Below are 26464 nucleotides of genomic sequence, written 5' to 3'. Positions count from 1 at the left end.
TCCCGGGGATTTTTTTTGATACCTACGCAACCATTTCTCAATTATTGCATCTACTATAAAAGCAATAAGAATATGAGAAAATTGGTTGTAATAGCCCTGACATTACTGCTAATAAGTTGTTCAGTAGACAATGATTCCCAAATCACCTCCTACGAATTAGCAAGTATTACCAGTCATGATCTGCCAGACGAATTTGTATTAGGTAAAACTTACGATGTAAGAGTAGATTTCGTCTTTCCATCAGATTGTAATAACTTTCAGGCGCTAGACGCTCGAAGAGCAGGCACAACTTCAGAAGAAAGAAGCCAGATCTACATTTCGGTTGTTACCGCTGTTGTCGAAAATAGTTCCTGTACCAGAGATGTTATCGGAGCATCTTCAAGCACAAAGTTTGTAGTGACCATCGACGAAGAAAGAGATTACACTTTTAGATTCTGGAAGGGACAGGAAGGAGATGAAGCGATATATGAGGAAGTCACCATCCCTGTTGTAATGGAGCAGTTATAAGTACTAACCTAAAATGAATTCGTGGGTTCTAAAGACCTCATCTACCGTTGTAAGCAACATGAAAGGAAAGCTCAGGAAGAGCTTTACAAGCTCTATTCTCCTAAGTTATTCGGAATATGTCTGAAATATTCGGGCAGCCGTCAACAGGCAGAAGATAATTTACAGGATGGGTTTGTAACCATTTTCGAAAAAATTGGTCAGTTTCAAGATAAAGGATCATTTGAAGGTTGGATGAAACGTATCCTTATCAATACCTCCCTTCAAAAACACAGACAGCAGAAAGTTTACGGCATCACCAACGAAGAGGATCTGCAGGAAGATGAAATAGAAGTTGAAACGGATAATATTTCCGTTGACTTCCTCTTACAATGTGTACAGGAATTACCAGATAGATACAGACAGGTGTTCAACCTTTATGTGCTGGATGGCTATTCTCATAAGGAAATTTCAGATTTATTAAGTATCACTGAGGGAACTTCGAAATCAAACCTGGCCCGAGCCAGAACTTCTCTAAAGGAGAAAATTGAATCGGTACAGAACTCAAAAGCGGTGAAATCATCATGAAAGAGAAAAAGAACATAGACAGGATCTTTCAGGAGAAGTTCAAGGACTTCGAGAAAGAACCTTCTCCTAGAAACTGGGAGCAAATATCGGCACGACTGGATGCCGGGACACCACCGGTTGCTAAAAAGCCGGTAATTCCACTGTGGCTTAAATTTAGTGCTGCAGCTGCAATTCTAGCATTAGTAGCCACGGGAATCTGGATAATGAATCTTTCTACTACGGAAGTTTCAGAACCTGGATTTGTAAACGAGTCGGTTGAAACGGGAGCAGAAAAAGATGAAAATGTTGATCAGGAATCTACTTCAGAAGAAAGAATTGCGAATAAGGACAAGATCAATGAAAAAGAACAATCTGAAGCCGCTGTCAAAAAGGATCAAGAAAATAAAAATAATTCTGAACAAGCAAGCAGTTCAAATGCAGCTATTGCTAATCAAAAAAGCAATACCAAATCTGAAGATAAAAAAGATCTGAATGCTTCTGGAAGAAACGAATCCCAGACCAATCGAAAGTCAAAAGAAGATTCCCGTTATGCTCATCAGGAAAATGCTGATCATAAAAATTCAGAAGAAAATGATTTAAATAATAAGTATCCTACTTCGGCTACAACTTCTGCCAGAAATGAAGCGATAGCTTCGACCGATGATGCAGAGAAGAGAAATGTAATTGAAAGTATATTCGAAAACTACTGGAATAAAAGAAATCCTGTACTTTCAGATGAACTGTTAGGTACTGCTCTTTTACAAGATACTTCTTTAAACCAACTTGAAGAGTTATTAGCTGGAAAAACTTCCGAAGAAAATTCAGAAGTGGAAGATGATGAAAACCAGAAAAATCTTCGCCTGTCAACTTTTGCCGCACCCGTTTTATATGCGAACCTTGGAGATGGAAATGAACTGTCCAACCAGTTTTCAAACAATTCAACCAGTGCCGAAGTGACTTTCTCGTACGGTGTGAAGCTAGCTTATGATATCGCGAAAAATGTCAAGATTAGAACTGGAATCAGCAAAGTGAATATGAGTCAGAACATTGCCAATGTTTCTTATAGCCCAACGGCAATGAATCCAGGTTTTGGAAATATAAATTCTACAGAAGATAACATCGAAATTAGAGTTGAATCTCCTGATGATAGTGGTCTACCAAATTTTGGCGACAATAGTGATGGTAGCAACGGGAGTATTATTTCTCCAACTGTTTTCACTCCCGGAGAGATCAATCAACAATTTGGATTTATCGAAGTTCCCCTGGAAGTGGAATATGCTTTGGTTGACGAACGCTTTGGACTAAATCTCATTGGTGGTGCAAGCGGACTTTTCCTTGACCAGAACAGTGTAGATCTAGTAACAGCTGAGTCCAGAACCAAACTTGGGACAGCTTCTAATATTAATAAAACAAGTTTTAGTACGAATGTTGGGATTGGAGTGGATTACGAAATTAGCGATAAGATAAGCCTAAGCGTAGAACCAATGATGAAATACCAGGTCAACACTTTTAATAATGTTGATAATGTGCGTCCAGTTAATTTCGGGGTTTACTCGGGGATTAGCTATACTTTCTAATAAACCGAAGGATCTACCAGCTCATCATGAATAATATTGAAGGTCGAGTTCTTAATTTCCTTTCTATTAGTCATTTCAAGGCCACGGGTAGGGATAAAATGATGGATCTTGACTCTTAACTTCCCGGGACTACCCGACAGGAACCTATATGAAAATCTTCTTTTGGAATCGTGAAATGTAATGGGAACGATTGGAATCTGGTGTTCAATGGCCAGTCTAAAAGCTCCTTCTTTAAATTGATCCAGCACGACCGAATGATCATCTGGCACTCCGCCTTCAGGAAATATACAGATTGAATTTCCTTGTTTTAATCTTCTTTGTGCTTCCAGAAATGCAGCTTTCCTGCTTTGCTGGTTCTTCCGATCCACCAGGATACAGGTTCGTTTATAGAAAAATCCGAAAACGGGGATTTTACTCAGTTCCTTTTTTCCAATAAAAACGAAGGGTTGCTTCATAATGACCAGCATCTGCATAATATCAAGCATACTGGTATGATTCGCCACCAGCATATAACTCTTGTGCTTTTCAGGAATTTCTTCAGCTTTAACTTTAACCCAGAAACCCATTCCGTAGAGGATACATTTCGCCCATATACGGGAGCAAACGAAATACTGAGGATAAAACTTTTCAGAAGTGGTAAAAACGATCAAAACGGGAAGCATTATAACGATAGGTACGATGAGGAGAATATAGAACCAGATTCTCCATAAAAGGATGCCTGCCATTTTGATGTATCGCATGCGTCAAAAGTAGTAAAATGAACGGAAGGAGTTCTATAAAAAATTTACCTTTGCAGGAAAATTCGAAAAGTCCATGTCAAGAATACTTACAGGAGTACAGAGTACAGGAACCCCACATTTGGGAAATTTACTAGGTGCCATCATGCCCGCCATCAATATGGCGAATGATCCTAAAAATGATTCCTTTATTTTTATTGCAGACCTGCATTCCCTTACCCAGATCAAAGATGCTGAGACGCTACGTCAAAACACTTATTCTGTAGCAGCGACCTGGCTTGCCTGTGGACTTGATATTGAGAGAAGTGTATTTTATCGCCAGTCTGATATCCCGCAGGTTGCTGAACTTTCCTGGTATCTAAGTTGTTTCTTTCCATTCCAGAGACTAACCCTTGCACATTCTTTTAAGGATAAGGCAGATCGTCTTGAAGATGTGAACAGTGGTTTATTTACCTATCCTATGCTTATGGCAGCCGATATTCTTCTTTATGATGCTGAAATTGTTCCGGTTGGGAAAGATCAATTACAGCATATCGAAATGACCCGTGATGTTGCTTCCCGTTTCCATGCAAAAATGGGCAATGTATTTGTAATTCCTGAAGGTAATGTGCAGGAAGAAACCATGTATATTCCAGGAACTGATGGTGCGAAAATGAGCAAATCGAAAGAAAATACGATCAATATTTTCCAGACCGATAAGAAGCTAAGAAAGCAGATCATGGGAATTGCAACTGACAGTACTCCGCTGGAAGAGCCAAAAGATCCTGATACCTGTAATGTGTTTGCGCTTTATAAAATAATGGCTTCTGAAGAGCAATTAGCTGAAATGAGGAAGAACTACGAAGCAGGTGGCTATGGTTACGGTCACGCCAAACAGGCATTGTTCGAACTTGTTCGGGATAAATTCGCTGAACCACGTGAGAAGTACGAATACTATATCAATAATCTGGAAGAAGTAGACAAAGCGCTATCAATTGGAGCTGAAAAAGCGAAAAATGTAGCGAATGAAGTTCTGGCTAAAGTTAGAACCAAACTAGGTTACTAAGCCTAAGCGATTTCAAATAATTTACCGGGGAGTGGTCTCACCGCTCCCTTCAATTCCATACTCAATAATAACGACGCCGTTTTAAAAGTCGGTATTTTACACTGAAGTGCCAGCAGATCCAATTCAGTTTTTCCTTGAAGCTGCAATTGGTCATACAAGAGCTGCTCTTCTGCTCCAAGATCAATGAATAATTTCTTCTGAACTGGTTTGAGATCATGTTCATTATTCCGCCAATTAAGCATATATGCAATATCTGCTGCGGAAGTGAGCACTCTCGCATTCTGACTTTTAATTAGTTCATTACAACCAATACTTGACTTGTCCCCCGGTCTACCCGGAACAGCAAAAACCTCTCTATCATAGGAATTGGCAATATCGGCCGTGACTAATGCTCCTCCCTTTTCTGCACTTTCGATGACTACGGTAGCTTCGCTCAAGCCAGCAATGATCCGGTTTCTTTTCAGGAAATTGTTACGATCAAAAGTATCGGTACTCCAGAAGTCGGTAAAAAAGCCTCCGTTTTCCTCCATTTCGGTCATATACTTTTTATGAGCTTTGGGATAGATCTGGTTTAATCCGTGAGCCAGGCAGGCTAAGGTTTGTAAATTACTTCTGATGGCTGCTTTATGAGCCGTAATATCGGTTCCGTATGCAAATCCTGAGATAATGATCGGCTCCAAAGGTGCGAGATCCTCTATAAGCTGTTCGCAAAAGGAGATTCCATGTGAACTGATCTGGCGAGTTCCAACTATACTAAGGATTCTCTTCCTGCTAAGGTCTATAGCACCACGGCTAAATAGTAACAGGGGTGAATCCTGGCAATGTTTGAGCTTTTCAGGATAGCTATCCTCTTTAAAATAGCTTACACTAATCTTATTCTTCTGGATAAAATCAAGTTCCTTTTCAGCTTCCTTCAGATGAATGGAATTCTCTATTTCACTGATCCTGGTCTTCCCTACACCATCAATTTTCAGTAAACTTGACTTTTTTTCTTTGAAAACATTTTCCGCAGAACCAAAATGTCTTATTAATTTTTTAGCTGTGCTATCTCCCAGATTTGGAACATGTTGCAGCGCCAGGGTGTACAAAAGTTGATCAGGTTCCATTTAGGATAATTTGACGAAATTTACAGAAAAAAACATTTGTTAATAAAAATTGTTTAGGTAACTTTAACTAACTGTCTTTAACCTATATTTTTGCACTCGATGAATATTTCCAATTACATACAGGACCTGCTTTACCGTTACGAATGTGTAGTTCTTCCCGGTTTTGGTGCCTTTCTGGCCCAGAAGCAATCAGCTTTTATCGATGAAAATTCCAATGAGTTCTTTCCTCCAAAGAAGGTGATCTCATTTAATAGGCAGCTTATCAAAAACGATGGGCTACTTGCGAATTATATTGCTGAGGTTGAGAATGTGAAATATCAGACTGCAAATAATATGATCCAGGAGTATGTGTACGACCTGGAATCTTCGTTACAAAATGCTTCTAAAGCCAGGCTTGAGAATATTGGAGAGCTTTACCTGGATAGTGAAGATAAACTGCAATTCGAACCTGTTACGAATATAAACTTTCTCACCCAGTCCTTTGGTCTGGACACTTACAAAGCCTTGCCGGTTAACAGAGAGGTTTACAAACAACAGGTATCAGAACTTGAGGAAAAAGCTCCTATTACTTTCACTTCTGAAAGCAAGAGATCATCTATCTGGAAATATGCCGCTATTGGTCTTATCGCACTTGGAATTTCAAGTTTTGCCGGGCTTAATATCTACAGCAGCCAGATTACCAAGCATAATATTGCTGAACAGCAGGAGGCAGAAACTCAGCTTCAGGAACAAATACAACAGGCAACCTTTGTAATAGATAACCCACTACCAGCGGTTACTTTCGAAGTTGAAAAACAATCTGGAAACTATCATGTTGTTGCAGGAGCATTTAGAGTTGAAGAAAACGCACAAACCAAAGTTGATGAACTTAGAGCAGAAGGTTTCAAAGCCCGATTACTAGGAGCTAATAAATATGGCCTTCACCAGGTAGTTTATTCCAGTCATCAAACCAGAAGGGAGGCGATCAATAAACTTTATGCGGTTAAGAAAACGAATGATGCAGCCTGGTTATTGGTTCAGGAACTGTAATTTAATAGTTCGTTAACTGCGAAATTACCGCTAACCTCCCTATTTTTGCAAAAAATCTTACATGGAGGCTAAATCACCTAATGAATCTCGTACTACACTTACAGATCTTGTTTTACCCAGTGAAACGAATCCGCTGAACAATCTTTTTGGGGGTGAACTACTGGCAAGAATGGATCGTGCAGCCAGTATTGCTGCCAGACGTCATAGTCGTAGGATCGTAGTAACTGCTTCAGTCAATCACGTAGCTTTTAATAAAGCGATTCCTTTAGGAAGTGTTGTAACAGTTGAGGCTGCTGTTTCAAGAGCTTTTAAGAGTTCCATGGAGATCTTTATAGATGTTTGGGTGGAAGACCGTGAAAGTGGTCGCAGAACAAAAGCAAATGAAGCAATTTATACTTTTGTAGCGGTAGACGAAACCGGAACTCCAATTCAAATCCCACAGCTAGAACCGGAAACCGATCTTGAAAAAGAAAGATTTGCCGCTGCTTTGCGTAGAAAGCAATTGAGTCTTGTACTTGCTGGTAAAATGAAACCTAGTGATGCTACTGAACTTAAGGCTCTTTTCGACAAAGATTAGTGCGTGATAAACCTCACCCCTGCTCTTATACTCAATAAGTTCGCGTTGCCAAAGTAGTCGTCCAGCTGTTCGCTGACTTCAATATTCATAAAATCTCTTCTAAATTCACTTCCCAGGAATATTCCGAAGAAATTATTGATACGATAACTGATTTTTGGTCCACCCCAAATACTGATGGCTGAATCTCTAAAGTTCGTACCAAATTTTGAATCATGGTAATAGCCGGTAGAACCAATTCCGGCAATTAGATCCAGGTATAGACGCTCGGTAAATTCATAAACATAAGCGCCCTGAATACCGAACGTAAAGATTTTTGTCTTCTTGATGTCGCCAATGTTATCTGGCTTGACTATCTGTGTATTTATATTCAAAAATCGAGTTCCTACGTACCAGTTCCTATTTAGATAAAAGTCGGCAGTAAGGCCGGTGCCGGTTTTGAGGTCATAAGCATCCTTTAAAAAGTTATCTCCTATTGCAGTAAATAAGCTTAGTTCCGCGTCCAGCTGTATACGATTAAAATGATGCGGAGAAAATTTTGTGCTGTCCTGCTCCTGTGCTTTCAATGAAACAGTAGAACAAAAAACCAGCACTATCACGAGCCTAAAGATCGATCTCATAGCTTGCATCAATTTCGTTCACCTCAAATTCATAAGTATATTCTTCCTGAACACTTTGTAATTTTAAATAGACTGTAGAATTATTAGTGGTGGTAACTCTTAAAGTATCAACCTGATTTTCAGAATCCAGAAAGGATTCCCAGGTTGTGTATTTCGAAGCCAGGTTTAAATCATCGTAAAAGCTTAGTTCATTCCAGTCTTCAATACCAATTCGCACTGAAGATGCTTCAGATCTCAACGTATAATAAACATCTGAATTATGCCGAATGATTATGCTCGTTTCTATGATCTCTTTCAGCACAAATTCACCGAGATCCAACAAGGTTTCCTTTCTGCTCAACGACGAATCACAAACTGTAAAACTTTGCAGTCTTCGATCATTCGATGTATTTGTAATATTCAGACATAAAATTCCCGGGTCGACATCCAGTGAGACCATAGAGACATCGCCGTTTTCATCGCTTAAAGCTTCAGAAAGTGTGCCCTGACCCCGGCTTAAAAAACCATTGATATCTGTTGTTGTACTTACTCGGATTCCCTGTAAAGCAAAACCTTCAGGATTTACAAATTTTCCCTGTACCAGAATGCGTTTGTTATTTTCTATGGAAACAGGTGTACATGCCTGCACTAATAGTAGCAAAAGCACTATCAACGCACACGTATAAACAGATTTTACTGAATTCATAGGTTAGATTCTATTCACTAGATGCTTTCGAACCCATAAGGTTGCGTTGAAATTACATTCTATAGATCCATCCTGCGGGATCCATTTTCTGATCATTTTTATACAATAGGAAATGCAGGGTTGTTTTACCAGTAGTTTTGCTGGTAGCGATCTCTCCTATCTCCTGTTCTGTGCTTACCGCGTCGCCCTTTTTGACAAAAACATTTTCAAGGTTATTATAGATCGTGATAAAATCACCGTGTCTAACCATGACCGCTTTGTTCGCACCTTTAACTGCCTGCACTTCACTAACGGTTCCATTAAAAACAGCACGCGCCTTTCCACCTTTATCAGTATCTATACGTACGCCATTATTATTTACCATTACCGAACTTACTACAGGATGCGGCTGTTTTCCAAATTTCATCGTCACCACACCAGATTTTACCGGCCATGGTAATTTCCCTTTGTTATTGTTGAAATCAGTCGCCAGTGCTTTTGCTTCCGGGGTAAGTTCATAGGTGCTTCTCGAACTCGAACCACTCTCTTTATTCGCCTTGGCAATGGATTCGCGAATCATTCGATCGATTGCCCTGTCGATTTCATCCATCTCGCTCTGTTTGCTTTTCAACTGACTCGCAAATTCACCTTCACGTTTTTTGATCGTGGAAACAAGTTCTTGCTGAGACTTTCTGTTTTGTTCTAACTGAGCCCTGGTTTTTCTATTTTCAGCAATTAGTTTCTGTTTTTCTTCTTTTTGCTGTACCAGTCTGGAATTCAATTGTTGCAATTCTATCGTATTAGCTTTGATCTCCTCTCCTTGCTGTTTACGATAATTGGTATACTGTTTCATATACTGAATTCGCTTATACGCCTGCAGAAAGTTCTGAGAAGACAACAAGAACATCACCCTGCTTTGCTGAGACTTGCTCTTATAGCTTTTCTCGATCATTCGGGCATAATCTTCCTTAAGCTGTTCCAGCTCCTTTCTAAGCGCTCCAATTTTATTCGTATTCGTAGTGATTTCCCTTGTGAGCAAATTCGCCTGCTGGTTGGTCAGTTTTATAAGATCTTCGGTGCTTTTGATTTGCTGTCCAAGATCTTCCACCTGTACAAGCACCGAGCGTTGCTTCTTCTGGTTGGAAATTCTAAGCTCATTGATCCTGGTGATCTCATTTCTAAGCTGAATACGCCTTTTTTCCAGTTCTTCACGATCTGTTTGAGCATAGCTAACCTGCATACCACCTATGCAAAGCAGTAGCATAATCAATACATTTGAAGCCTTCATTCTAATCATTTCAAGCTTATTTCTTCGTAACCGGATGGGATGTCGAAAGGAAAACTAACTTCCTCATTGAAACTGATGCTTCTGTAAGTAATTTCAATGTTAGTGCTGCTTCCTCCTTCATTGGCGATAATACGAATCTCTTCAGGAAAAACAATACCATCTACCACCTGGTAATCTGAATAGGTAACCGTAAGACTTCTGTTTTCTGAAACCTGCGCCAGTTGCTGAGCCGCTGCTTTTAAAGTGCGACTATCCAGCAGGAACATTTTTTTCATATCAGCTTCTTCTTCCTGAACGAACTGAAACCCTCTTGGAGATTGCGTAAAATCATATTCTTCCGTACGAAGGTCATAGATAGCCTGTCCAATCAGCAAATTCTGAAGCTTTTGAAAATCCAGCGGAGTTCCAAGGAAGTCACTAACTAATCTGAAGTCTCCATCGAAATAACTCTGAGTTACTTTTTCATAATAGCTCACACTATTTGGTGTGATGTAGACTTTAGCCACAGGAAAACCGAGAATACTCGCACTCATCCAGATCGCCTTGTCCTTTTCCATTCTAAAACTAAGGTTTACAGATTGCGTTTTTTCATCATCCTGGTATACTGCTCTTAATTTCCCGGAAGCGGTCTTATAATTAGCTTCTTCAGCATAATGCTTTTTAATAATAGAAACAGCTTCTGTGTTCTTTGTAACGATCTTTCCGGCACGACGGGAACTTCCGCAGGAAGCTATAAATACCGCCATAAATACCAGTGCTACTATTCTTCTAATCATCAATTTATTTCTTTAAGTAATTGCTCCGCCTTAGCGCGGTATTCATTCGCCAATCCTGCATTATTCATACCATTGTAGCTAAAGGAAAGCTGGGCATAGAAATCGGCTTCCATTCTAATATCATCGACCAGGTAATCCAGGCCATCTTTCAAACTGCTTTCTGCCTGCTCGAATTTTTCAAGCTTATTAAGTGCAACCCCCTGAAATAGGTATAAAACAGGTTGAGAAGGAAAGTTTTCCAACGCCTGGGCGCTCAATTCTCTAACGTCTTCATATTTCTGAAGATCAATTTGCAACAATAGTGTATTCCTGGTAAGTTCAAAGTTGGAAGAATTCTTCTTTATTCCCAGTTGAAAATATCGAAGTGCATTTTCCAGATCAGCTTTTTGAAGATAAAATTGTCCCAGTTTTTCATACAGACCCGGTGCATTCTCGATTTGAGTAAGTTTTTGAGCAACTTCTATCAGCCGGTCTTCATATGCAGGATTCTCCTGGACAAATATCAGGAAGTCATTGAGAACCTTGAATTTTGACTCTGCATCGATTTCTTCACTTTCAAATACTATTTCCATGGAAGCAATAGCAGCTTCAGGCTCCTGTTTTTCTAGCTGAAATTTATATAGTGCAAGATGAGCCAGAGAAGAACCGGGATTGCTTTCCAGAAGTTGATTGGCAACATTATAGGCTTCTTCATCCTCTCCCTGCTCGCTATACATGTAAATAAGATTGAGGTAATTTTTTTCCTGCTCTGGGTTAGTAGCGATACTTTGCCTTAAATTCTGAATTTGAGCATCGGTATTATTTGTCCGGGCATAGATCTGCCGGCGTAACGAGTTTCGATAGGAATTTGCACCTAAGTCCTGATCCAGTTGATCAATAAGTTGTAATGCATTCTCGTAATCTTCATTGAGCAAATACAAATTAGCTAGGTCCTCCTTATAGTCAGAATCAAAACTGATAAGCTTCTGCACTGTGGAAATTGCACTGTCAAAATCACGAGTAGCGGCATAAGTTTCAAAAAGTGAAACAAGTATAGCTTCTCGTTTGGGTTCTAATGCTGTAGCCTTCTGAAAATTTTCAATAGCTGCCGGAAATTGCTGAAGTTCCCGATAATTCTTGCCAAGTTCAAAATAAAGCACCGCGTTGTCTTCAGAAATTTCTGAAGCTTTACGCAGTGCTACGATCGCTTTTTCATAATTCTCGATGCCTTTTTGCTTGAGGGCTTCAAAGAACAGTTCCTGAAACTCATCATTCACAAGACCGAGATCATCCTGGTTCACATCTTCAAATGGACGTTTATCATCCTGTGCCTGCACAGAAAGTATAAACCATAACATAAGAAGTAGGCTCCCGGATGTACGCATAAAAGTTATTCTAAAACGGAGTAATCACCGATGCTGATCTGAGTGAACTCACCGTCAAATCTTGCAAAGTTTCCAATCATTGCGTTATCTAGTTTTGCATTTTTTACTTCAGCAAAGGTCTGGATAAGACTGTTCTTTATAGTACTGTTTTCAATTTTGGTTCCATCCCCAATAGATACATTAGGTCCAATTTTAGCATTGATCAATTCGACGTTTTCACCAATATAACAAGGTTCGGTAATTTCAGAATCTTTGATCTTTACAGAGTCTGCCATTAATTTCTCTCCATCCTGATGAAGGAAATTCAGCATTCTACCATTGGTTTCCACGGTGACATTTTTGTTTCCACAGTCCATCCATTCATCTACTTTTCCTGGAACAAAACGAAGTCCGTTTTTACGCATCGCCTCAATACCATCGTTGATCTGGTACTCACCACCACGGGTTAGCTTTGCATCCAGAACATTCTGAAGTTCGTCTTTTAAAACTGCCACGTCTTTGAAATAGTATATTCCAATAACAGCAAGATCTGAAACAAATTCCTCAGGTTTTTCGACAAGATCTGTGATCTCGTTATTGTCATTCAGCTTCACCACACCGTAAGCTGATGGATTCTCAACTTTCTTCACCCACATAACCGCATCTGCAGATTTGTCAAGATTAAAGTCGGCTTTGAAGAGTGTATCGGCATAAGCAACCACTGCAGGACCACTAAGAGATTCCTTGGCACACATGATCGCGTGACCGGTTCCTAATGGCTTATCCTGGTAATAAATCGTTCCTTTGGCGCCAAGACTTTCGGCGATCTTTTTAAGATCTTCCTCCACCTTTTCTCCAAAATCTTCTCCAATGATAAATGCAACTTCGTCGATCTTCTCATCAAGAACCTTCGCAATATCTTCTACCAGTCGATGAACGATTGGTTTTCCTGCGATAGGAATTAAAGGTTTTGGTACAGTTAACGTATGTGGACGAAGTCGTGAACCACGACCTGCCATTGGTACAATAATTTTCATTTTATAGCTTTTTAATTAATCTTTAAATATGGGCTAGTTATTTCCAGTGCTTCCAAAACCTCCTGCGCCACGGGAAGTTTCTCCAAGAATGTCTACCTCTTCCCAGGAGATCTGTTCGTGTTTAGCGATGACCATTTGAGCAATACGCTCTCCATTCTTGATCTCAAAAGCCTCATTGGACAAATTTACAAGGATGACACCAATTTCACCTCTATAATCGGCATCGATTGTTCCTGGAGCATTGAGAACCGTAATCCCTTTCTTCGCCGCAAGACCACTTCTTGGTCTTACCTGGGCTTCAAAACCCAAAGGAAGTTCAATAAAAAGTCCTGTTTTTACAATGGTTCTTTCTAAAGGTTTCAGCATTATAGGCTCAGCAATATTGGCTCGAAGATCCATTCCTGCAGAAAAATCGGTTTCATAATGCGGCAACTTGTGTGCCGACTTATTGATAACTTTTACTTCCATGTCTTAGGATTGTATGATTCTTAAAATCTGGTCTTTTTCAAAATAGTAAATGACACCCATAAATATCAATAATAAAGGGATTCCCACGAAATAATTTCCCCGGAAAAAGTAAAATGAGATTATTGAGAAAGTAATGGATACCAGAAGGTAAGCTCCTATTCGAGTCATATCGTAAGGAACCTTATAATATTTTCTTCCGTAGTAATAAGAGAGTATCATCATTAAACCATAAGCGGCAAGTGTTGCGATGGCAGAACCGGTATAACCTATCTTCGGAATAAGGTATAGGTTTAGAGCTATGGTCACGGAAGCTCCAGCCAGAGAAATATAGCCTCCAAATTTCGTGCGGTCTGTTACCTTGTACCAAACTGAAAGATTGTGGTAGATACCAAGAAACAGGTTCGCCAGTAAAATTAGTGGTACGATTTCCATAGCCTCCCAGTAAGCTGAATCTTTAATGATCAATATCTTTAAAAGATCGGCAAAAACGATCACGCCCAGCAGGATCAAGCTTCCCAGAATGACAAAGTAGTTGGTGATACGGGCATACGTTGTAGTAGCATTCTCTTCTCCGGAATGGCTGAAAAAGAAAGGCTCTATTCCCAATCTAAATGCGGTTGCAAATAAAGTCATGAACATGGCAAGCTTATAACAGGCCGAATACGCTCCAATTTGTTCACGGGCGATATCCTGTGGTAATAGCCGGTCTAGCAGAATTCTATCAAAAACTTCATTTACTGAGAAGGCAATTCCCGCGATCAAAATTGGGAATCCATAAGAAAGCATCTTACGCCAGAGTACCGAATCGAAAGTGAATGAAATTCTGAAGTAAAAAGGCATCATGAGCAAAAGCGTAAGTCCGCTTGCTACAAGGTTGGATATAAACACATAACTGATCTTAAAATCCTCTACATAAATACTTCGGAAGAAGCTATGTTCTTCTGCCAGATCCTTCAGGTAAATCAGGAAAAAAACATTCAGACCCAGATTTACAGCAACATTGAAGATCTTGATGATTGCGTATCGCATTGGTTTTTCCGCAGCACGCAACCAGGCAAACGGGATAATTACCAGGGCGTCCAGAAGCAGTATCCAGATCGCAAGTTCTATATATTTTAGAGGTATATTGGTAACCTCTACAATAAGATCGCGGGCAAGATAAGCTACTACCGTAAACAGAAGTGAAGTAATCACCAATGACCATCCAGAGGTACTTAAAACACTATTAGGATTTTCGCTCTTATTATAAAATCTGAAAAATGCAGTTTCCATACCATAGGCAAGTATGACATTGATCAAAACGAAATAAGCAAAAATAACCGATATTTCACCATACTCTTCTTTCGGTAAAATATCGGTATATAAGGGAACTAAAAGAAAACTTACCATCCTTGGCAAGACAGTAGCCAGGCCGTAAACGAAAGTTTGCTTAAAGAGATTTTTTATAGTACTCAAAGGAGCCGGTTGGTTTGCTACAAATATCTGAATTTAAATAACAAAACCGCTCTGGCTACTCTTCCTTTTCCACAATTCCAGTAAGCTTATAGAATTTGGTTTTCTCATCCTGTCCAAATACCAGAATGGCTTCGTCCTGATCGATTTTAAACGGACTCTCTTCAGGCATTTGTGGCATTTTGTTACCGTATTCCTTTTTAGGGTCTACATCCATCACCATATCTCCTCCACCTACTCTAAAGTTGGCAATGTAGATATTGGAATTCTCTTCGCTCTTAACAAGCGGCGACTTCATACCATGGAAATAAACGGCTTGTAGATCTACACGTTCCTCCTGAATTACTGAAACAGGTATATTAAGCTGTATACCTTCTGAAGTATAAGTATAATAAACATCAGCAAATTGGGCAGGTGCTCTTTCCTGAAGATCTTTATTGCTGCCACACGAAGCAAAAATGCTCAATACCAGAATTCCGGTTATCATTAGTAGTGATTTTTTCATAATGTTGATTTTTAAAGTTGAAGATATAAAAACAAAAGCTGTACCAAACAAAAAATGCCCTCCATTTGGAGAGCATTTCAAGGTATATTTAATAAGCTTATCCGTTTAAAGCTTCAGCTCCACCAACGATCTCAAGGATCTCATTGGTAATGGAAGCCTGTCTTGCTTTGTTATAAGATAATTTAAGGTCATCTCTAAGTTCTTTAGCGTTATCTGTCGCTTTGTGCATCGCAGTCATACGTGCGCCATGTTCAGAAGCAAAAGAGTCTCTAAGAGCCTTAAAAAGTTGCATTTTTAAAGACTTTGGAATAAGATCTTTAACGATCTCAATTTTCGATGGTTCGAAAATATAGTCAAGTTGCTTTTCAGATTCGGTTTCAAACCTTTCGATTGGCAGGAACTGTTCATCCATCACAACCTGAGTTCCAGCATTCTTAAACTGGTTATAAACAAGCTCGATCTTGTCGAATTTCCCATCAACGAAAACCTGCATAAGCTCTTCAGCAATTGCAGAAACGTTCTCGAAAGAAAGATCATCGAAGATCGCATTATCGTTCTTGTAAACCTCTAAGGTTTTCTTCAGAATATCGTTACCCTTTTTTCCAAGAGTTAGAAGTTCTACTTCTGTATTTTGATAGTCTGCAGCAACCTTACTTTTTACCTTTTTGATGATATTGGTATTAAAAGCACCGGCCAGACCTTTATTAGAAGATATAGCTACGATTAGTACTCTTTTTACCTCACGCTCCTCAGCAAATTTGCTGTTCGCATCATCATCCAGAGTAGCACTTAAATCCTGTAGCAATTGCGTTAATTTTTCAGCATAAGGCCTCATAGATGTAATTGCATCCTGAGCCTTGCTCAACTTAGCAGCCGATACCATTTTCATGGCGCTGGTGATCTGCATCGTTGAGGAAACCGAAGTAATCCTGCTACGTAATTCTTTTAAGTTTGCCATTTTGTTTTAGTATTGAGTATTGAGTAGTTAGATGTTAGAAACTACTCAATACCTATATAATTTTGAATTGTAAATACTTCAATTAAAGATCTAAAATCTTCAATCTATGTACTCAATACTATTTCTTGTATTTCCCTGAAAGCTCTTTAGCAGCCTTAGTCAAAGTATCTGTTACTTCATCTGTAAGTTTTCCTGCTTTAAGAGTATCCAGAGTATCTCTATGCTTAGAATTCAGGTAATCCAGATATTCTAATTCAAATTCTTTCACTTTCTCTACCGGTACATCTCTAAGTAAGTTCTTAGAACCAGCGTAGATGATCGCGATCTGGTTTTCTACCGGGTAAGGATCGTTTTGTCCCTGCTTTAGGATCTCCACGTTACGTTTACCTTTAGAAATCACACTCATGGTTGATGCATCAAGGTCTGATCCAAACTTAGCAAATGCTTCAAGTTCACGATACTGAGCCTGGTCAAGTTTCAATGTACCTGCAACCTTTTTCATCGACTTGATCTGAGCGTTACCACCCACACGAGATACAGAAATACCCACATCAATAGCAGGACGTACACCCGAGTTAAATAGATCTGATGTTAAGAAAATCTGACCATCTGTAATCGAAATTACGTTGGTTGGAATATATGCTGAAACGTCACCCGCCTGAGTTTCGATAATTGGAAGTGCAGTTAAAGATCCGCCTCCTTTTACCTTGTCTTTCAAGCTATCTGGAAGATCGTTCATTTGCTTCGCGATATCATCATCGGCGATCACCTTCGCTGCACGCTCAAGAAGTCTTGAGTGAAGGAAGAATACATCCCCAGGATATGCTTCACGTCCCGGTGGACGACGAAGTAAAAGAGAAACCTCACGGTAAGCAACTGCCTGCTTGGAAAGATCATCATAAACGATCAATGCAGGACGACCTGTATCTCTAAAATATTCACCAATCGCTGCACCAGCAAATGGAGCATACACCTGCATTGGAGCAGGATCTGATGCATTTGCAGCAACAATAGTGGTATAAGCCAACGCACCTTTATCTTCAAGTGTCTTAGCAATTGCAGCAACGGTAGAAGCTTTCTGCCCGATTGCTACGTATATACAGAATACCGGTTCACCGGCATCGTAAAATTCTTTCTGGTTAAGAATGGTATCAATAGCCACCACAGTCTTACCTGTTTGACGGTCACCAATCACAAGCTCACGCTGTCCTCTTCCTACCGGTACCATAGCATCGATAGATTTAATACCAGTTTGCAATGGTTCAGTTACAGGCTGACGATAAATTACTCCCGGAGCTTTACGCTCAAGAGGCATTTCGAAAGTCTCACCTTCAATTAGACCTTTTCCATCAATTGGAGCTCCAAGAGTATCAACCACACGGCCAACAATACCTTCACCTACATTGATAGAAGCAATTCGCTGAGTTCTTTTTACTGTAGAACCTTCTTTGATCTCTTTTGCAGGACCTAAAAGTACTACCCCAACATTATCTTCCTCAAGGTTTAGAACGATTCCTTCCAATCCACTCTCGAACTGAACAAGTTCTCCGTATTGAGCGTTTGCAAGTCCGTAGATGTTCGCAATACCGTCACCAACGGTTAGAACGGTACCTACTTCATCAAGAGATGCCTTGGATTCAAAACCTGATAATTGTCGTTTTAATATTGCTGATACTTCAGCAGGATTTACTTCTGCCATAATTATTCAAGATAAAATGGTACGCACCAGGCGCACCTGTTTTAATTAAATTTTTGAAACGTATGTGTTGTCTTTTAATTGTCTCTTAAGTCTGTCCAGGTTTCTGGCTACACTTGCATCGTATTGCAAGTCGCCAACTCTAAGAACAAAACCTCCAATAATGCTCTCATCGATCACATTCTCCAGGATCGCATCGTTGCCAGTAAGTTCTTTAACCTTCGCCATGATAATTGTTTCTAGCTCAGCATCCAACGGAATAGCCGTGGTTACTTTTGCATGCTGAATATTGTTCATAGCATTGAACATCATCGTATACTGCTTTGCAACAATGTGCAAGATATTGATACGATCATTGTCAAGTAGCATATCCATAGCACCAACAGTTACACCATTAAGACCCTTAAAGATCTCAAGCAGCGCATTCTTTTTAATGCTTTTTCTAACTACCGGACTTGTGAGCATGTTCTCCAGATCACCACTGTTCTTTACAGTAGCAGATATGGTTTGCATATCACTGTTTACAGCTTCCGCCGAATTCTTATCCTTTGCCAGTGAAAGGATCGCTTTTGCGTAACGTTGTGCGGCTCTGTTCCCTTTCATATCTTAGTTTAACTTAGCATCGCTCAGCATCTTCTCGATCATCTGGCGTTGTTCGTTCTTACTTGATAATTCTTTACGCACAACTTTCTCAGCAATTTCTACTGAAAGCTCTGCAACCTGATTTTTAAGTTCAGCAAGAGCAGATTGTTTTTCAAGTTCGATACTCTTTTGAGCATCTGCAACAATTCTGTCTGCCTTAAGCTTCGCTTCTTCAGCTGCTGAAGCGATCGTTTTTTCTTTCAACTCACGTGCTTCTTTAAGGATAGCATCTCTTTCTGCACGAGCTTCTTTCATCAATTGCTCATTATCAGATTTAAGATTCTGCATTTCCTTACGAGCATTTTCAGCTGAAGCCAACGCGTCGTTGATAGACTGTTCCCTGTCTCTTACAGAATTAAGGATAGGTCTCCAGGCGAATTTTGCCATAAGAAACAAAAGCACCAAAAAGACGATCGTTTGCCAGAAAAACAAGCCAAAATCGGGAGTGATTAAATCCATATATAACTAAATAAAATGTTCTTAAGTAATCATTAATTAAGATCTGTTCGCAACCAACCGTTACGAACAGATCTTTTTAAATTCAGGACTATGCCGGTACAGTAAGTACCCCTAGCAAAGCAGCTACCACTCCAAAAAGTGCAACACCTTCTACAAGTGCAGCAGCAATAATCATAGCAGTCTGGATTTTTCCAGCAGCCTCTGGCTGACGTGCGATAGCATCCATGGCAGAACCACCAATTTTACCAACACCGATAGCGGCTCCAACAACTGCAAGACCAGCTCCTAAAGCTGCAAGTCCAATGTGTAAATACTCCATAATAATAGAATTAAATAATTAAAATTAATGATGTTCATGTTCCTCAACTGCCATCCCGATAAACAGGGCAGACAGCATTGTAAAAATAAACGCTTGTAGGAATGCTACTAACAATTCCAGTACTGTTATAAATAAGGCAAATGGAACCGAAACTCCGGCGATGCCTGCATTTTCCAGGATAAAGATCAGCCCGATCAAACTCAGTATAATAATGTGACCAGCAGTAATGTTCGCGAATAAACGAATCATAAGTGCGATAGGCTTAATAAAAACCCCTGCAAGTTCAACAACTGCAAGAATTGGTTTTACGAAAGTAGGAACTCCAGGCATCCACAATGTGTGCTTCCAGAAATCCTTATTACCGTTGATTAAAATCAGGGCAAGTGTAAATAAACCAAGTGAAACAGTTACAGCAATGTTACCAGTAACGTTTGCAGCTCCAGGTAAAAGACCAAGTAAGTTGGTGATCCAGATAAAAAAGAATACTGATAATAAGAAAGGCATGAATTTCATGTATCTCTTTTCTCCTAATTGTGGAATCGCAATATCGTCTCTAACAAAGATCACAAGTGTTTCAAGAATATTATTGAAACCTTTTGGCGCGTGTGCATTCTTTTTGTGATGTCTGGCAAGGCTAGTGAAAAACAATAGCATCAAGATTACTGTCAAGAACATAGCAGCTACGTTCTTCGTAATAGATAGATCCCATGGCTTCGAAGCGTTTACCGGGTGTTCCTCGGCATCAAGTTCCACAGCGGTAGCACCATCATTCAGTCTGTAAATATCTTCATGAACATTCACGAAACGCATTCCATCCTTTTCGACTACATGATGACCTTCAGAGTCATGATGAAATTCACTGGACATAAAAGTTACCAGACCGTTTTCCGTATAAAGAATTACCGGTAAAGGCAATGTATACGAATTGTCTCCGGAACCAAAGAAATGCCAACCGTGAGAATCACCGATATGATGCAAAATCATCTCTGTTGCGTTAAACTCTTCTTCAGCTTCCCGAAGATCGGAATGCTCCTCTCCGTGCTCCTGAGCAAAGGTAAAGGCTGGGAAAATGGCTAAGGCCAATGTAAAGTACAAGCTAATCACTAAAGATTTCTGTGCTATCATACTACCTGATCTACTTAAAATTGTGGGCTCTAAATTTCCGTGCAAAGGTATACTTTTAATTTTTATCTGAAAGAAGCAGTTATATTTTTTTTGCCTATCCTTCCATTTTATGATTTTACTGAAAGTCAGCAGTTTATTTCAGATTAATAAGCTTTACCGCGTAAATAGTTTCAAAAACCAGAAAGATAAAATAAGGTATAAAAAATGCGATTAAGCTCTGAAATGGATTAAGCGTGCCATTCAGCATCATAGGAAGCAAAAACAAAACTGCAGCGAGCATCTTGAAAAGGCCGCAACCCATAAAGGCAAAACCAGTTTTATCGCTAAAGTTTTGCTGTACAAGGACCAGTAAAATGTATACAATGAGTGTTGCAATGAACTGGAAAGCGTAGATCGCAAATGTGGAATAATAAAGTTCAGGCTGGAACAGGTAGTTTACCAATGCAAACTGTATTAGCAGGCAGATGATAAAAAAAGGAATAAATACTTTGAGAAAAACTAAGATCTTTTGTTGCATTACTCGTCTTCGTTCAGATTTTTGACCTCTCTGTAAACGAGGTAAAGTGAGATAAACACCCCAGCCAGAGATAGAGAAATTGTATATACAGAAAATTTGTTCGGAAACTTGCCGTCAAGCCAGATGCCTGCGAAAACTCCGGCAGCTATGAGAAGACCCATTTGGAAGGCTATATTAATAAAACCGAGATACTTGTTACGCTGATCGTTTTTCATTTTTAGTTTTGAGAGGTTTTATACCTCCATTCATTTCACAGGTAGCATTAAATACTGCTCCTGTCTCTACCGCGAGTTTACCGGCGATCACTTCTCCCTCAATATGAGCCGTTCCGCGAAGACTAAGTACGTCTTTTACCAGCAACTTGCCATTAAAGTTTCCTTCAATATCTGCGCTATCACATTCCAGCGTACCGTTTATTACTCCGCCTTTACTTATTACAACCTTTCCAGGAGTTTTAAGACTACCTTCCAGCGTGCCTTCTATTCTGAAGCATCCCTTACCAGAGATCTCCCCAGTTATGAATGTTCCTGCTGCAATACGATTTTGCTCGCGCTGATCTGCCGAGCTTCTGGACTTTTTGGAATCTGAAAACATGTTAGTAGGGCTTTATTTAAGATTGGACAAATCTCTTAAATTTTTCTTAATTTGTACAATTCTATAATTTTCTGCCGACATGACAAAAGCTTCCCCTTCAATTTTGATGTTCTTATCCTTCTGAAGAAGTTCCAAATATCCTTGGGCTGCAGATCTTGATCTTAATCCATGAATTACTACAAACGTCTGCTCAGCGTCGTAAACATCCCTAGAAGTTTTTATTTTCCTGTAGTCTAATTCTTCTAATTTTTCTTCAATCTGAATTTCTAAAGAATCTGCAGCAACATTTTCACTTTCAGAAAAAGCAAGCACCAGTTTAAAACTAGTTTGAGTACTATCAGCTACAAAATCCAGGTTTTTAAGTGATGGAATAGCCGTATTCAGTAGTTGTTGTGCTTTTTGACCTTCCGGAGATTGCGGATAGTTTGCCGCCACATATTGCAGGGAATTTTCATAAGAATCAATTCCATATAATCTTGCGATCGCCTGAGTTTTCAGTAATTCTATTTTCGGCAATATACTATTACCGTTATACTGAGATCTATAAGCGTCTGATTGCTCTATAACCTCAGCGAAATTCTGTGCCTCAAATTTTCTATACAATTGCTCATAGACATTTTCAGGACTGTTCTCATCCATTTGAACACTCTGGGGATTCCTTATAAAAGCGGCATATCGCGAATCTGGATAATTCTGCAATATATCCTGTTCCAGTCTTCTTAAATCATCTATACGATTTTGAGCTTTATAAACCGAATACAAATTATATTTCGCCGGAAGGATCAGGCTCTGTTGTGGATTACTATTCAGCATAAACTCCAGCCTGTTCGCAGCCAGAGCATACTCACGGTATTTCTCGTTATAAATCACTCCCAGTTGATAATTTGCACGATTTCGCTGAGCAGACAAACTGTCCAGAACTAAAGCCTCTGTAGGGATTTGTGCAAGATAGGTTTGGGGATCGTAGATTGGTTCATTATCCAGATTAATATCCATTAAACGCTCTTCAGCATTCACCGTACTTTGATTCATAGCGCGATTGCCATAGCGCCAGTTATCTGCCAGTTCCCTGCTTCCCCATGTGCGGAGGAAATCCTGCGCGCCCCTGGAAACACGAATTGGGTTGTAGAAGTAAAAGATGTTTCCAGCATTTCCACTATTAAAATCACCTGCCGGCGGAACCGAAGCTGAAGCTGGTATATTTGTTTGCGGAAAATTAGTTCTTGGGCCTATCCCTGCAGTGTAAGCAGGTAATTCCCCAGACTCCATGGTTTTGACAGCACGTGATCTTAAAGTATCTGTATATGCTGTAAAATACTGTAATCTATCGTCCTCGGTCATGTTCGCGAGCCTCAAAATACTATCTGTTTCCTCAGCGATCTCTTCGTAAAGAATCACATCGGCAAGGTTTTCTCTTTTCTTGCTGATGGTCCTGAACTCCAGCAGATCTGGAGACATATAGGTCAAGGTGCTATCAAAATATTTACCGGCTTGCTGGTAGTTTGCTTCATCAAAATTGATATTCGCTAGAATCTCATAATTGATCGATTTCAGGAAAATATCACTTGATGGTGATCTTAATGACCGATTATAATAATCTACAGCGGTTTCTACGGAATCTAAACGATTGTAATACTCTCCAATCTGAAAATAGATCTTGTCAAGAAACGGTCGATTTTCGCGATCTTCTTCCAGATCTCTTAAAAGCGCCAGTAGTTGGGTACGGTCACCATTCTGAAAATCAAAATTCCTTGCCTTTTGAATATGTGCATTCATCAGGTAAATTCGGGGAGACTTGCGTTTCAGGTCTATCACTTTATTAAAGGAAGCATTTGCGGCTGCCGATTGATCCATTCGATCATAGAGCTGTCCAAGAATATAGTAATAACGACCTTTTTCCGCATTATTACTGGTGAATTCACCAGCGTTCTGTAATGGGACTACAGCACTATCTATATATTGTAAATTGATATAAGCCTGTGCAAGACTGGAACTGGCATCGGCTACATCTTCATCATTTAGTTTGTCTGAATCAAGGATCTTTTTCAGGTTTTTGATTGCCAGTTTTTCATTTCCTAACCTGATATTTGTTTTCTCTCGCCAGATCCTTGCGTGAGTAATATTATCACTGGCAGGATAGCGGTAAAGAATGTAGTTAAAGGCATCGAGGGCGGGTACAAAACGTTGATCGAAATACCTTGATTTCCCAAGGAGCAAATAAGCTTCATCAATTTGAGGATTTCGCTCTTTGCCACCTATTTGCATGGAATGCTTCTGGATTGCTTTTACAGCTTTTTCTTCAGCAATACCAAAATTCTGATTTCTAATGCTATCTGGTAAGACGATATTTTCATCAAGAGCAAGTCTTTCAACAGGTAGAATATCCCAGTAATTATCTGCGTAATTCTGGTTGATCTCTTCTCTTCCCTGTTCAAAGGCGAGACCACCATTGTACAGTGTATTATATTCCGAAGTGATCGCGTGATAATTTCGGCTTACAAAAGAGTTCTTTTTCCTGGAGCAGCTAAGAATTGCCGCGGCAGTTAGTAAAAACAGTGAAATTCGGGTAAACGTATTCAATATGAACCTTTTATGGTATCATGAATAACTTTGATACAGCTGGTTTAGTATGTAAAAGTAAACTTCTTTTTGCAAAGTCCAATAGCTGCAATTCCTAGGCCTCAACGATCTCACTGGAAAAATAATCCTCCAGTTCCTTCAGGGTAGCTTCGGAAGTTGTTATATCACGAACCGGCACTCCCCTGTCCAGGACAACGATCCTTTCACAAACTTCAGTAACGTGGATAAGATCATGACTGGAAATAAGCACCGTAGTTCCAGAGGTATTTGAAAGTTCTTTCAGTATTTTTTTTAATCTGATCTGTGTGGTTGGATCCAGATTCGCAAATGGTTCGTCGAGAATAACGACTTCAGGATCACCGATCAATGCGGCTACGATTCCTACTTTTTTCTGGTTTCCTTTTGAAAGATCCCGAAGATATTTCTTGCGACCTATGATCTCTTCATTAAAAAAATCCTGAAACTGCGTTAAGAATGAGTCTACGTCTGCACGATTGCTATTCCGAAGATCTCCAATAAAGTAGAAATATTCTTCAGGAGTCAGGTAGCCAATAAGGAAACTTTCATCGATAAATGAAGAAGTAAAAGTTTTCCAGTCCTCGCTTTCGCTTACCGTAATATCCTGATTAAAGATATTTCCGGAAGTGGGCTGAATAAGATCCAGCAGCAAGCTAAAAAAAGTGGTTTTACCCGCACCGTTGTTACCAACGAGTCCGAAATTTTGTCCTGATGGGATTTCCAGATGCTCGATATCAAGCACTTTGTTTCCGTTATATATTTTTGAAAGATTGGTTGCTGTGATCATATTGCTATAAATTTATTCTCCTTTTTGTTTAAATCCCTGGATCGTTACATATTTACGTCTTCGGTATCGCTGGGTAAGGTAAGTAAGTAGTGCGGGACGCATGAGAATACCAATAATACCCAATCCTGCAATCGTACCTACGGCAACTTCATAGCTTATGAATTTGTTTACCAGCCAGAAAATGAAGACTGGAAATGCCATGACAGGAATTCCAACGAGCCATTGTGAAACACCCATCCCCTGGTAATTCATTACCGGGCTTTTGTCCAGGTCTATGCTTTTTTTATTAAAACTTCCGGCAAAAATTAGCATAGGAACGTTCACTCCAATATTATAGATCGCGGCGGTAATATTCAGCAAAACCACTTCCCATCCAAAGTAGATATAGGGAGTTGTAAGAATTAAAAGTACCACCACACTTACCGTGATCAACCCCATCTTAGAAGCCAGGTATTGTCTCATAGGTATATTTTGAGACATGATCATGGAGTAATAAGACGAATCCCATGATGGTACGAATTGACCAAAATTCATCATAAACACGCCGGTCATAAAGATCCCCACAAATAGAAAGAATGCTGGCATATCCTGGTAGGTATCATTCGGATAAAAAATTAGTCCATAGCATAACAGCAGTAGAGACATGAAAATGGTTGTTTTCGCTCTTTTATTCCGAAGAATTAGCTTGATATCCAACTGCAGGAAAGGAGCAATACTTCCAAATTTACGGGTCCAACCAAGGTCCTGGGTGTTCACTTCCTTTGATTTTGCTTTTAAATCACGGTCGAGATAGAATTTTTTCCTTAGGTCTGAAAGATTCCATTGGTAAAGAATAATCAAAAGGATGAAAGGGATCACTGCTAAGTACGGTTGGTCATACAAATAATCGAGGGCCGCACCAAAGTAACTTCCAATATCGAATACACCAAAGTAGTCCAAAGCAGCCAGAATTGCCACACCAATAATAACCGGAAGTAACTGCTTAAGACTTTCGTTAAATTTTTTCTTGACAATAAAATTGAAATAGTTCACACATAAAACAAGAGCGTAAAAGCCAAGCATCCATCCAAGAACATTCCAGGCAGGATAATCATACTTCAGGATACTTACCAGCCCGAAGGGAATGATCCAGAGCAGCGGCAGTATATTATAGAATGAGTAAAGTGATTTGAGAAGTATGTAATTGACCGCTTTTTTCTTAGATACAGGAATAACCATGAGCGGTTTGATATTCATTACCGGCAGGCTTTGCAACATAAACCGGAAAATAAATTCAAAACCAAAATAGGTTAAAGCAAAACTGTTCACGATCGCTAAGGGATCCTGTTCAGGAAAAGATTCTTTCAGCAGCGGAAATAATGCTACGCCCAGAAATAAAAACATGGCTGAAAAATAGAGCGCCAGGAATATCATCAGGATCTTTAATCCCAGACTTTTTCCAAAACTGGCCGACCTTGTGAATGATTTCCATTCCAGCCAGAGAAACTTACTAAACATA

At 39.6% G+C, this 26464-nt stretch carries 29 protein-coding genes; 6 read left to right on the top strand and 23 right to left on the bottom strand.

From position 1 onward, the window contains the following. Positions 1–72: 72 nt before the first annotated feature. Genes ABVM50_RS04675 through ABVM50_RS04665 form a run of 3 tightly spaced genes read left to right on the top strand, consistent with a single transcriptional unit; the run spans position 73 to position 2627 of the window. Positions 73–507, top strand: coding sequence for a hypothetical protein (locus ABVM50_RS04675; protein ID WP_405200184.1), 435 nt, complete (start codon positions 73–75; stop codon positions 505–507). Positions 508–528: 21 nt separating this feature from the next. Beyond that, on the top strand, positions 529–1071 hold the full coding sequence (locus tag ABVM50_RS04670) for an RNA polymerase sigma factor (RefSeq protein WP_405200183.1): 543 nt from the start codon (positions 529–531) through the stop codon (positions 1069–1071). After that, entirely contained in the window at positions 1068–2627 is a 1560-nt protein-coding gene (locus tag ABVM50_RS04665) for an outer membrane protein (RefSeq protein WP_405200182.1), read from the top strand. Before ABVM50_RS04670 ends, ABVM50_RS04665 begins: the two co-directional genes overlap by 4 nt. Here ABVM50_RS04665 and ABVM50_RS04660 read toward each other — a convergent pair. Then, entirely contained in the window at positions 2624–3367 is a 744-nt protein-coding gene (locus ABVM50_RS04660) for a lysophospholipid acyltransferase family protein (protein WP_405200181.1), read from the bottom strand. The two genes, ABVM50_RS04665 and ABVM50_RS04660, sit on opposite strands and share 4 nt — an antisense overlap. Before the next feature lie 73 nt (positions 3368–3440). Here ABVM50_RS04660 and trpS point away from each other — a divergent pair, with 73 nt between their 5' ends. After that, positions 3441–4409 (top strand): tryptophan--tRNA ligase, encoded by a 969-nt coding sequence (gene trpS / locus ABVM50_RS04655; protein WP_405200180.1) that lies wholly within the window; start codon positions 3441–3443, stop codon positions 4407–4409. A gap of 2 nt (positions 4410–4411) precedes the next feature. On the opposite strand, the gene dprA is transcribed toward trpS, so the two are convergent. Next, a complete protein-coding gene (dprA, locus tag ABVM50_RS04650) occupies positions 4412–5515 on the bottom strand; it encodes a DNA-processing protein DprA (RefSeq protein ID WP_405200179.1) in 1104 nt (367 codons plus the stop codon). A gap of 99 nt (positions 5516–5614) precedes the next feature. Between dprA and ABVM50_RS04645 the strand changes: the two genes are divergently transcribed. Both ABVM50_RS04645 and ABVM50_RS04640 read left to right on the top strand, forming a co-directional pair. After that, entirely contained in the window at positions 5615–6544 is a 930-nt protein-coding gene (locus ABVM50_RS04645) for an SPOR domain-containing protein (protein ID WP_405200178.1), read from the top strand. 61 nt (positions 6545–6605) lie between these two features. After that, on the top strand, positions 6606–7121 hold the full coding sequence (locus tag ABVM50_RS04640; RefSeq protein ID WP_141876468.1) for an acyl-CoA thioesterase: 516 nt from the start codon (positions 6606–6608) through the stop codon (positions 7119–7121). Here ABVM50_RS04640 and ABVM50_RS04635 read toward each other — a convergent pair. The 21 genes from ABVM50_RS04635 to ABVM50_RS04535 form a co-directional block, all read right to left on the bottom strand. Further along, on the bottom strand, positions 7118–7738 hold the full coding sequence (locus ABVM50_RS04635) for a hypothetical protein (protein WP_405200177.1): 621 nt from the start codon (positions 7736–7738) through the stop codon (positions 7118–7120). The two genes, ABVM50_RS04640 and ABVM50_RS04635, sit on opposite strands and share 4 nt — an antisense overlap. Beyond that, positions 7722–8423, bottom strand: a complete 702-nt coding sequence (locus tag ABVM50_RS04630; RefSeq protein ID WP_405200176.1) for a hypothetical protein — start codon at positions 8421–8423, stop codon at positions 7722–7724. Before ABVM50_RS04630 ends, ABVM50_RS04635 begins: the two co-directional genes overlap by 17 nt. Before the next feature lie 52 nt (positions 8424–8475). Beyond that, complete coding sequence (locus tag ABVM50_RS04625) at positions 8476–9699, bottom strand: murein hydrolase activator EnvC family protein (RefSeq protein WP_405200175.1); 1224 nt, start codon at positions 9697–9699, stop codon at positions 8476–8478. Continuing rightward, complete coding sequence (locus ABVM50_RS04620; protein WP_405200174.1) at positions 9696–10466, bottom strand: DUF4292 domain-containing protein; 771 nt, start codon at positions 10464–10466, stop codon at positions 9696–9698. The genes ABVM50_RS04625 and ABVM50_RS04620 overlap by 4 nt, the downstream gene beginning before the upstream one ends. Beyond that, a complete protein-coding gene (locus ABVM50_RS04615; protein WP_405200173.1) occupies positions 10466–11830 on the bottom strand; it encodes a tetratricopeptide repeat protein in 1365 nt (454 codons plus the stop codon). The genes ABVM50_RS04620 and ABVM50_RS04615 overlap by 1 nt, the downstream gene beginning before the upstream one ends. Positions 11831–11835: 5 nt before the next feature. Next, positions 11836–12846, bottom strand: coding sequence for a sugar nucleotidyltransferase (locus ABVM50_RS04610; protein WP_141876462.1), 1011 nt, complete (start codon positions 12844–12846; stop codon positions 11836–11838). A 33-nt stretch (positions 12847–12879) separates the two neighbouring features. After that, positions 12880–13314 carry a dUTP diphosphatase gene (gene dut / locus ABVM50_RS04605; protein ID WP_405200172.1) on the bottom strand — a complete coding sequence of 145 codons (435 nt, stop codon included), beginning with the start codon at positions 13312–13314 and terminating at the stop codon, positions 12880–12882. A 3-nt stretch (positions 13315–13317) separates the two neighbouring features. Further along, a complete protein-coding gene (locus tag ABVM50_RS04600) occupies positions 13318–14769 on the bottom strand; it encodes an oligosaccharide flippase family protein (protein WP_405200171.1) in 1452 nt (483 codons plus the stop codon). Between the two features lie 55 nt (positions 14770–14824). After that, positions 14825–15271, bottom strand: coding sequence for a hypothetical protein (locus ABVM50_RS04595; RefSeq protein ID WP_405200170.1), 447 nt, complete (start codon positions 15269–15271; stop codon positions 14825–14827). Positions 15272–15368: 97 nt separating this feature from the next. Further along, the gene (gene atpG / locus ABVM50_RS04590) at positions 15369–16229 is read right to left on the bottom strand and encodes an ATP synthase F1 subunit gamma (protein ID WP_405200169.1); all 861 of its coding nucleotides are present in this window, start codon (positions 16227–16229) and stop codon (positions 15369–15371) included. A gap of 118 nt (positions 16230–16347) precedes the next feature. After that, the gene (gene atpA, locus ABVM50_RS04585) at positions 16348–17928 is read right to left on the bottom strand and encodes a F0F1 ATP synthase subunit alpha (protein WP_405200168.1); all 1581 of its coding nucleotides are present in this window, start codon (positions 17926–17928) and stop codon (positions 16348–16350) included. Between the two features lie 45 nt (positions 17929–17973). Beyond that, the gene (gene atpH / locus ABVM50_RS04580; RefSeq protein WP_405200167.1) at positions 17974–18528 is read right to left on the bottom strand and encodes an ATP synthase F1 subunit delta; all 555 of its coding nucleotides are present in this window, start codon (positions 18526–18528) and stop codon (positions 17974–17976) included. Positions 18529–18531: 3 nt separating this feature from the next. Continuing rightward, positions 18532–19026, bottom strand: a complete 495-nt coding sequence (locus ABVM50_RS04575) for a F0F1 ATP synthase subunit B (RefSeq protein WP_026913618.1) — start codon at positions 19024–19026, stop codon at positions 18532–18534. A gap of 88 nt (positions 19027–19114) precedes the next feature. Further along, positions 19115–19345: an ATP synthase F0 subunit C gene (gene atpE / locus ABVM50_RS04570; RefSeq protein ID WP_026913619.1), complete on the bottom strand. Its 231-nt coding sequence runs from the start codon at positions 19343–19345 to the stop codon at positions 19115–19117. Between the two features lie 24 nt (positions 19346–19369). Then, the gene (gene atpB / locus ABVM50_RS04565; RefSeq protein WP_405200166.1) at positions 19370–20470 is read right to left on the bottom strand and encodes a F0F1 ATP synthase subunit A; all 1101 of its coding nucleotides are present in this window, start codon (positions 20468–20470) and stop codon (positions 19370–19372) included. A 133-nt stretch (positions 20471–20603) separates the two neighbouring features. Further along, complete coding sequence (locus ABVM50_RS04560) at positions 20604–20987, bottom strand: hypothetical protein (RefSeq protein WP_141876454.1); 384 nt, start codon at positions 20985–20987, stop codon at positions 20604–20606. Then, on the bottom strand, positions 20987–21202 hold the full coding sequence (locus tag ABVM50_RS04555; protein ID WP_141876453.1) for an AtpZ/AtpI family protein: 216 nt from the start codon (positions 21200–21202) through the stop codon (positions 20987–20989). Before ABVM50_RS04555 ends, ABVM50_RS04560 begins: the two co-directional genes overlap by 1 nt. Next, the gene (locus ABVM50_RS04550) at positions 21183–21581 is read right to left on the bottom strand and encodes a polymer-forming cytoskeletal protein (RefSeq protein WP_405200165.1); all 399 of its coding nucleotides are present in this window, start codon (positions 21579–21581) and stop codon (positions 21183–21185) included. Before ABVM50_RS04550 ends, ABVM50_RS04555 begins: the two co-directional genes overlap by 20 nt. Before the next feature lie 12 nt (positions 21582–21593). Next, complete coding sequence (locus ABVM50_RS04545) at positions 21594–24161, bottom strand: tetratricopeptide repeat protein (protein WP_405200164.1); 2568 nt, start codon at positions 24159–24161, stop codon at positions 21594–21596. Positions 24162–24255: 94 nt separating this feature from the next. Further along, positions 24256–24966, bottom strand: a complete 711-nt coding sequence (locus tag ABVM50_RS04540; protein ID WP_405200163.1) for an ABC transporter ATP-binding protein — start codon at positions 24964–24966, stop codon at positions 24256–24258. Positions 24967–24978: 12 nt separating this feature from the next. Continuing rightward, the gene (locus ABVM50_RS04535; RefSeq protein ID WP_405200162.1) at positions 24979–26463 is read right to left on the bottom strand and encodes a DUF5687 family protein; all 1485 of its coding nucleotides are present in this window, start codon (positions 26461–26463) and stop codon (positions 24979–24981) included. Position 26464 lies beyond the last annotated feature (1 nt).

It is taken from the genome of Christiangramia sp. LLG6405-1, from assembly GCF_045055805.1.
GTDB lineage: Bacteria > Bacteroidota > Bacteroidia > Flavobacteriales > Flavobacteriaceae > Christiangramia.
The sequence above is the reverse complement of the archived record's forward strand: the minus strand, read 5'-3'. Positions and strand labels throughout refer to the sequence as shown.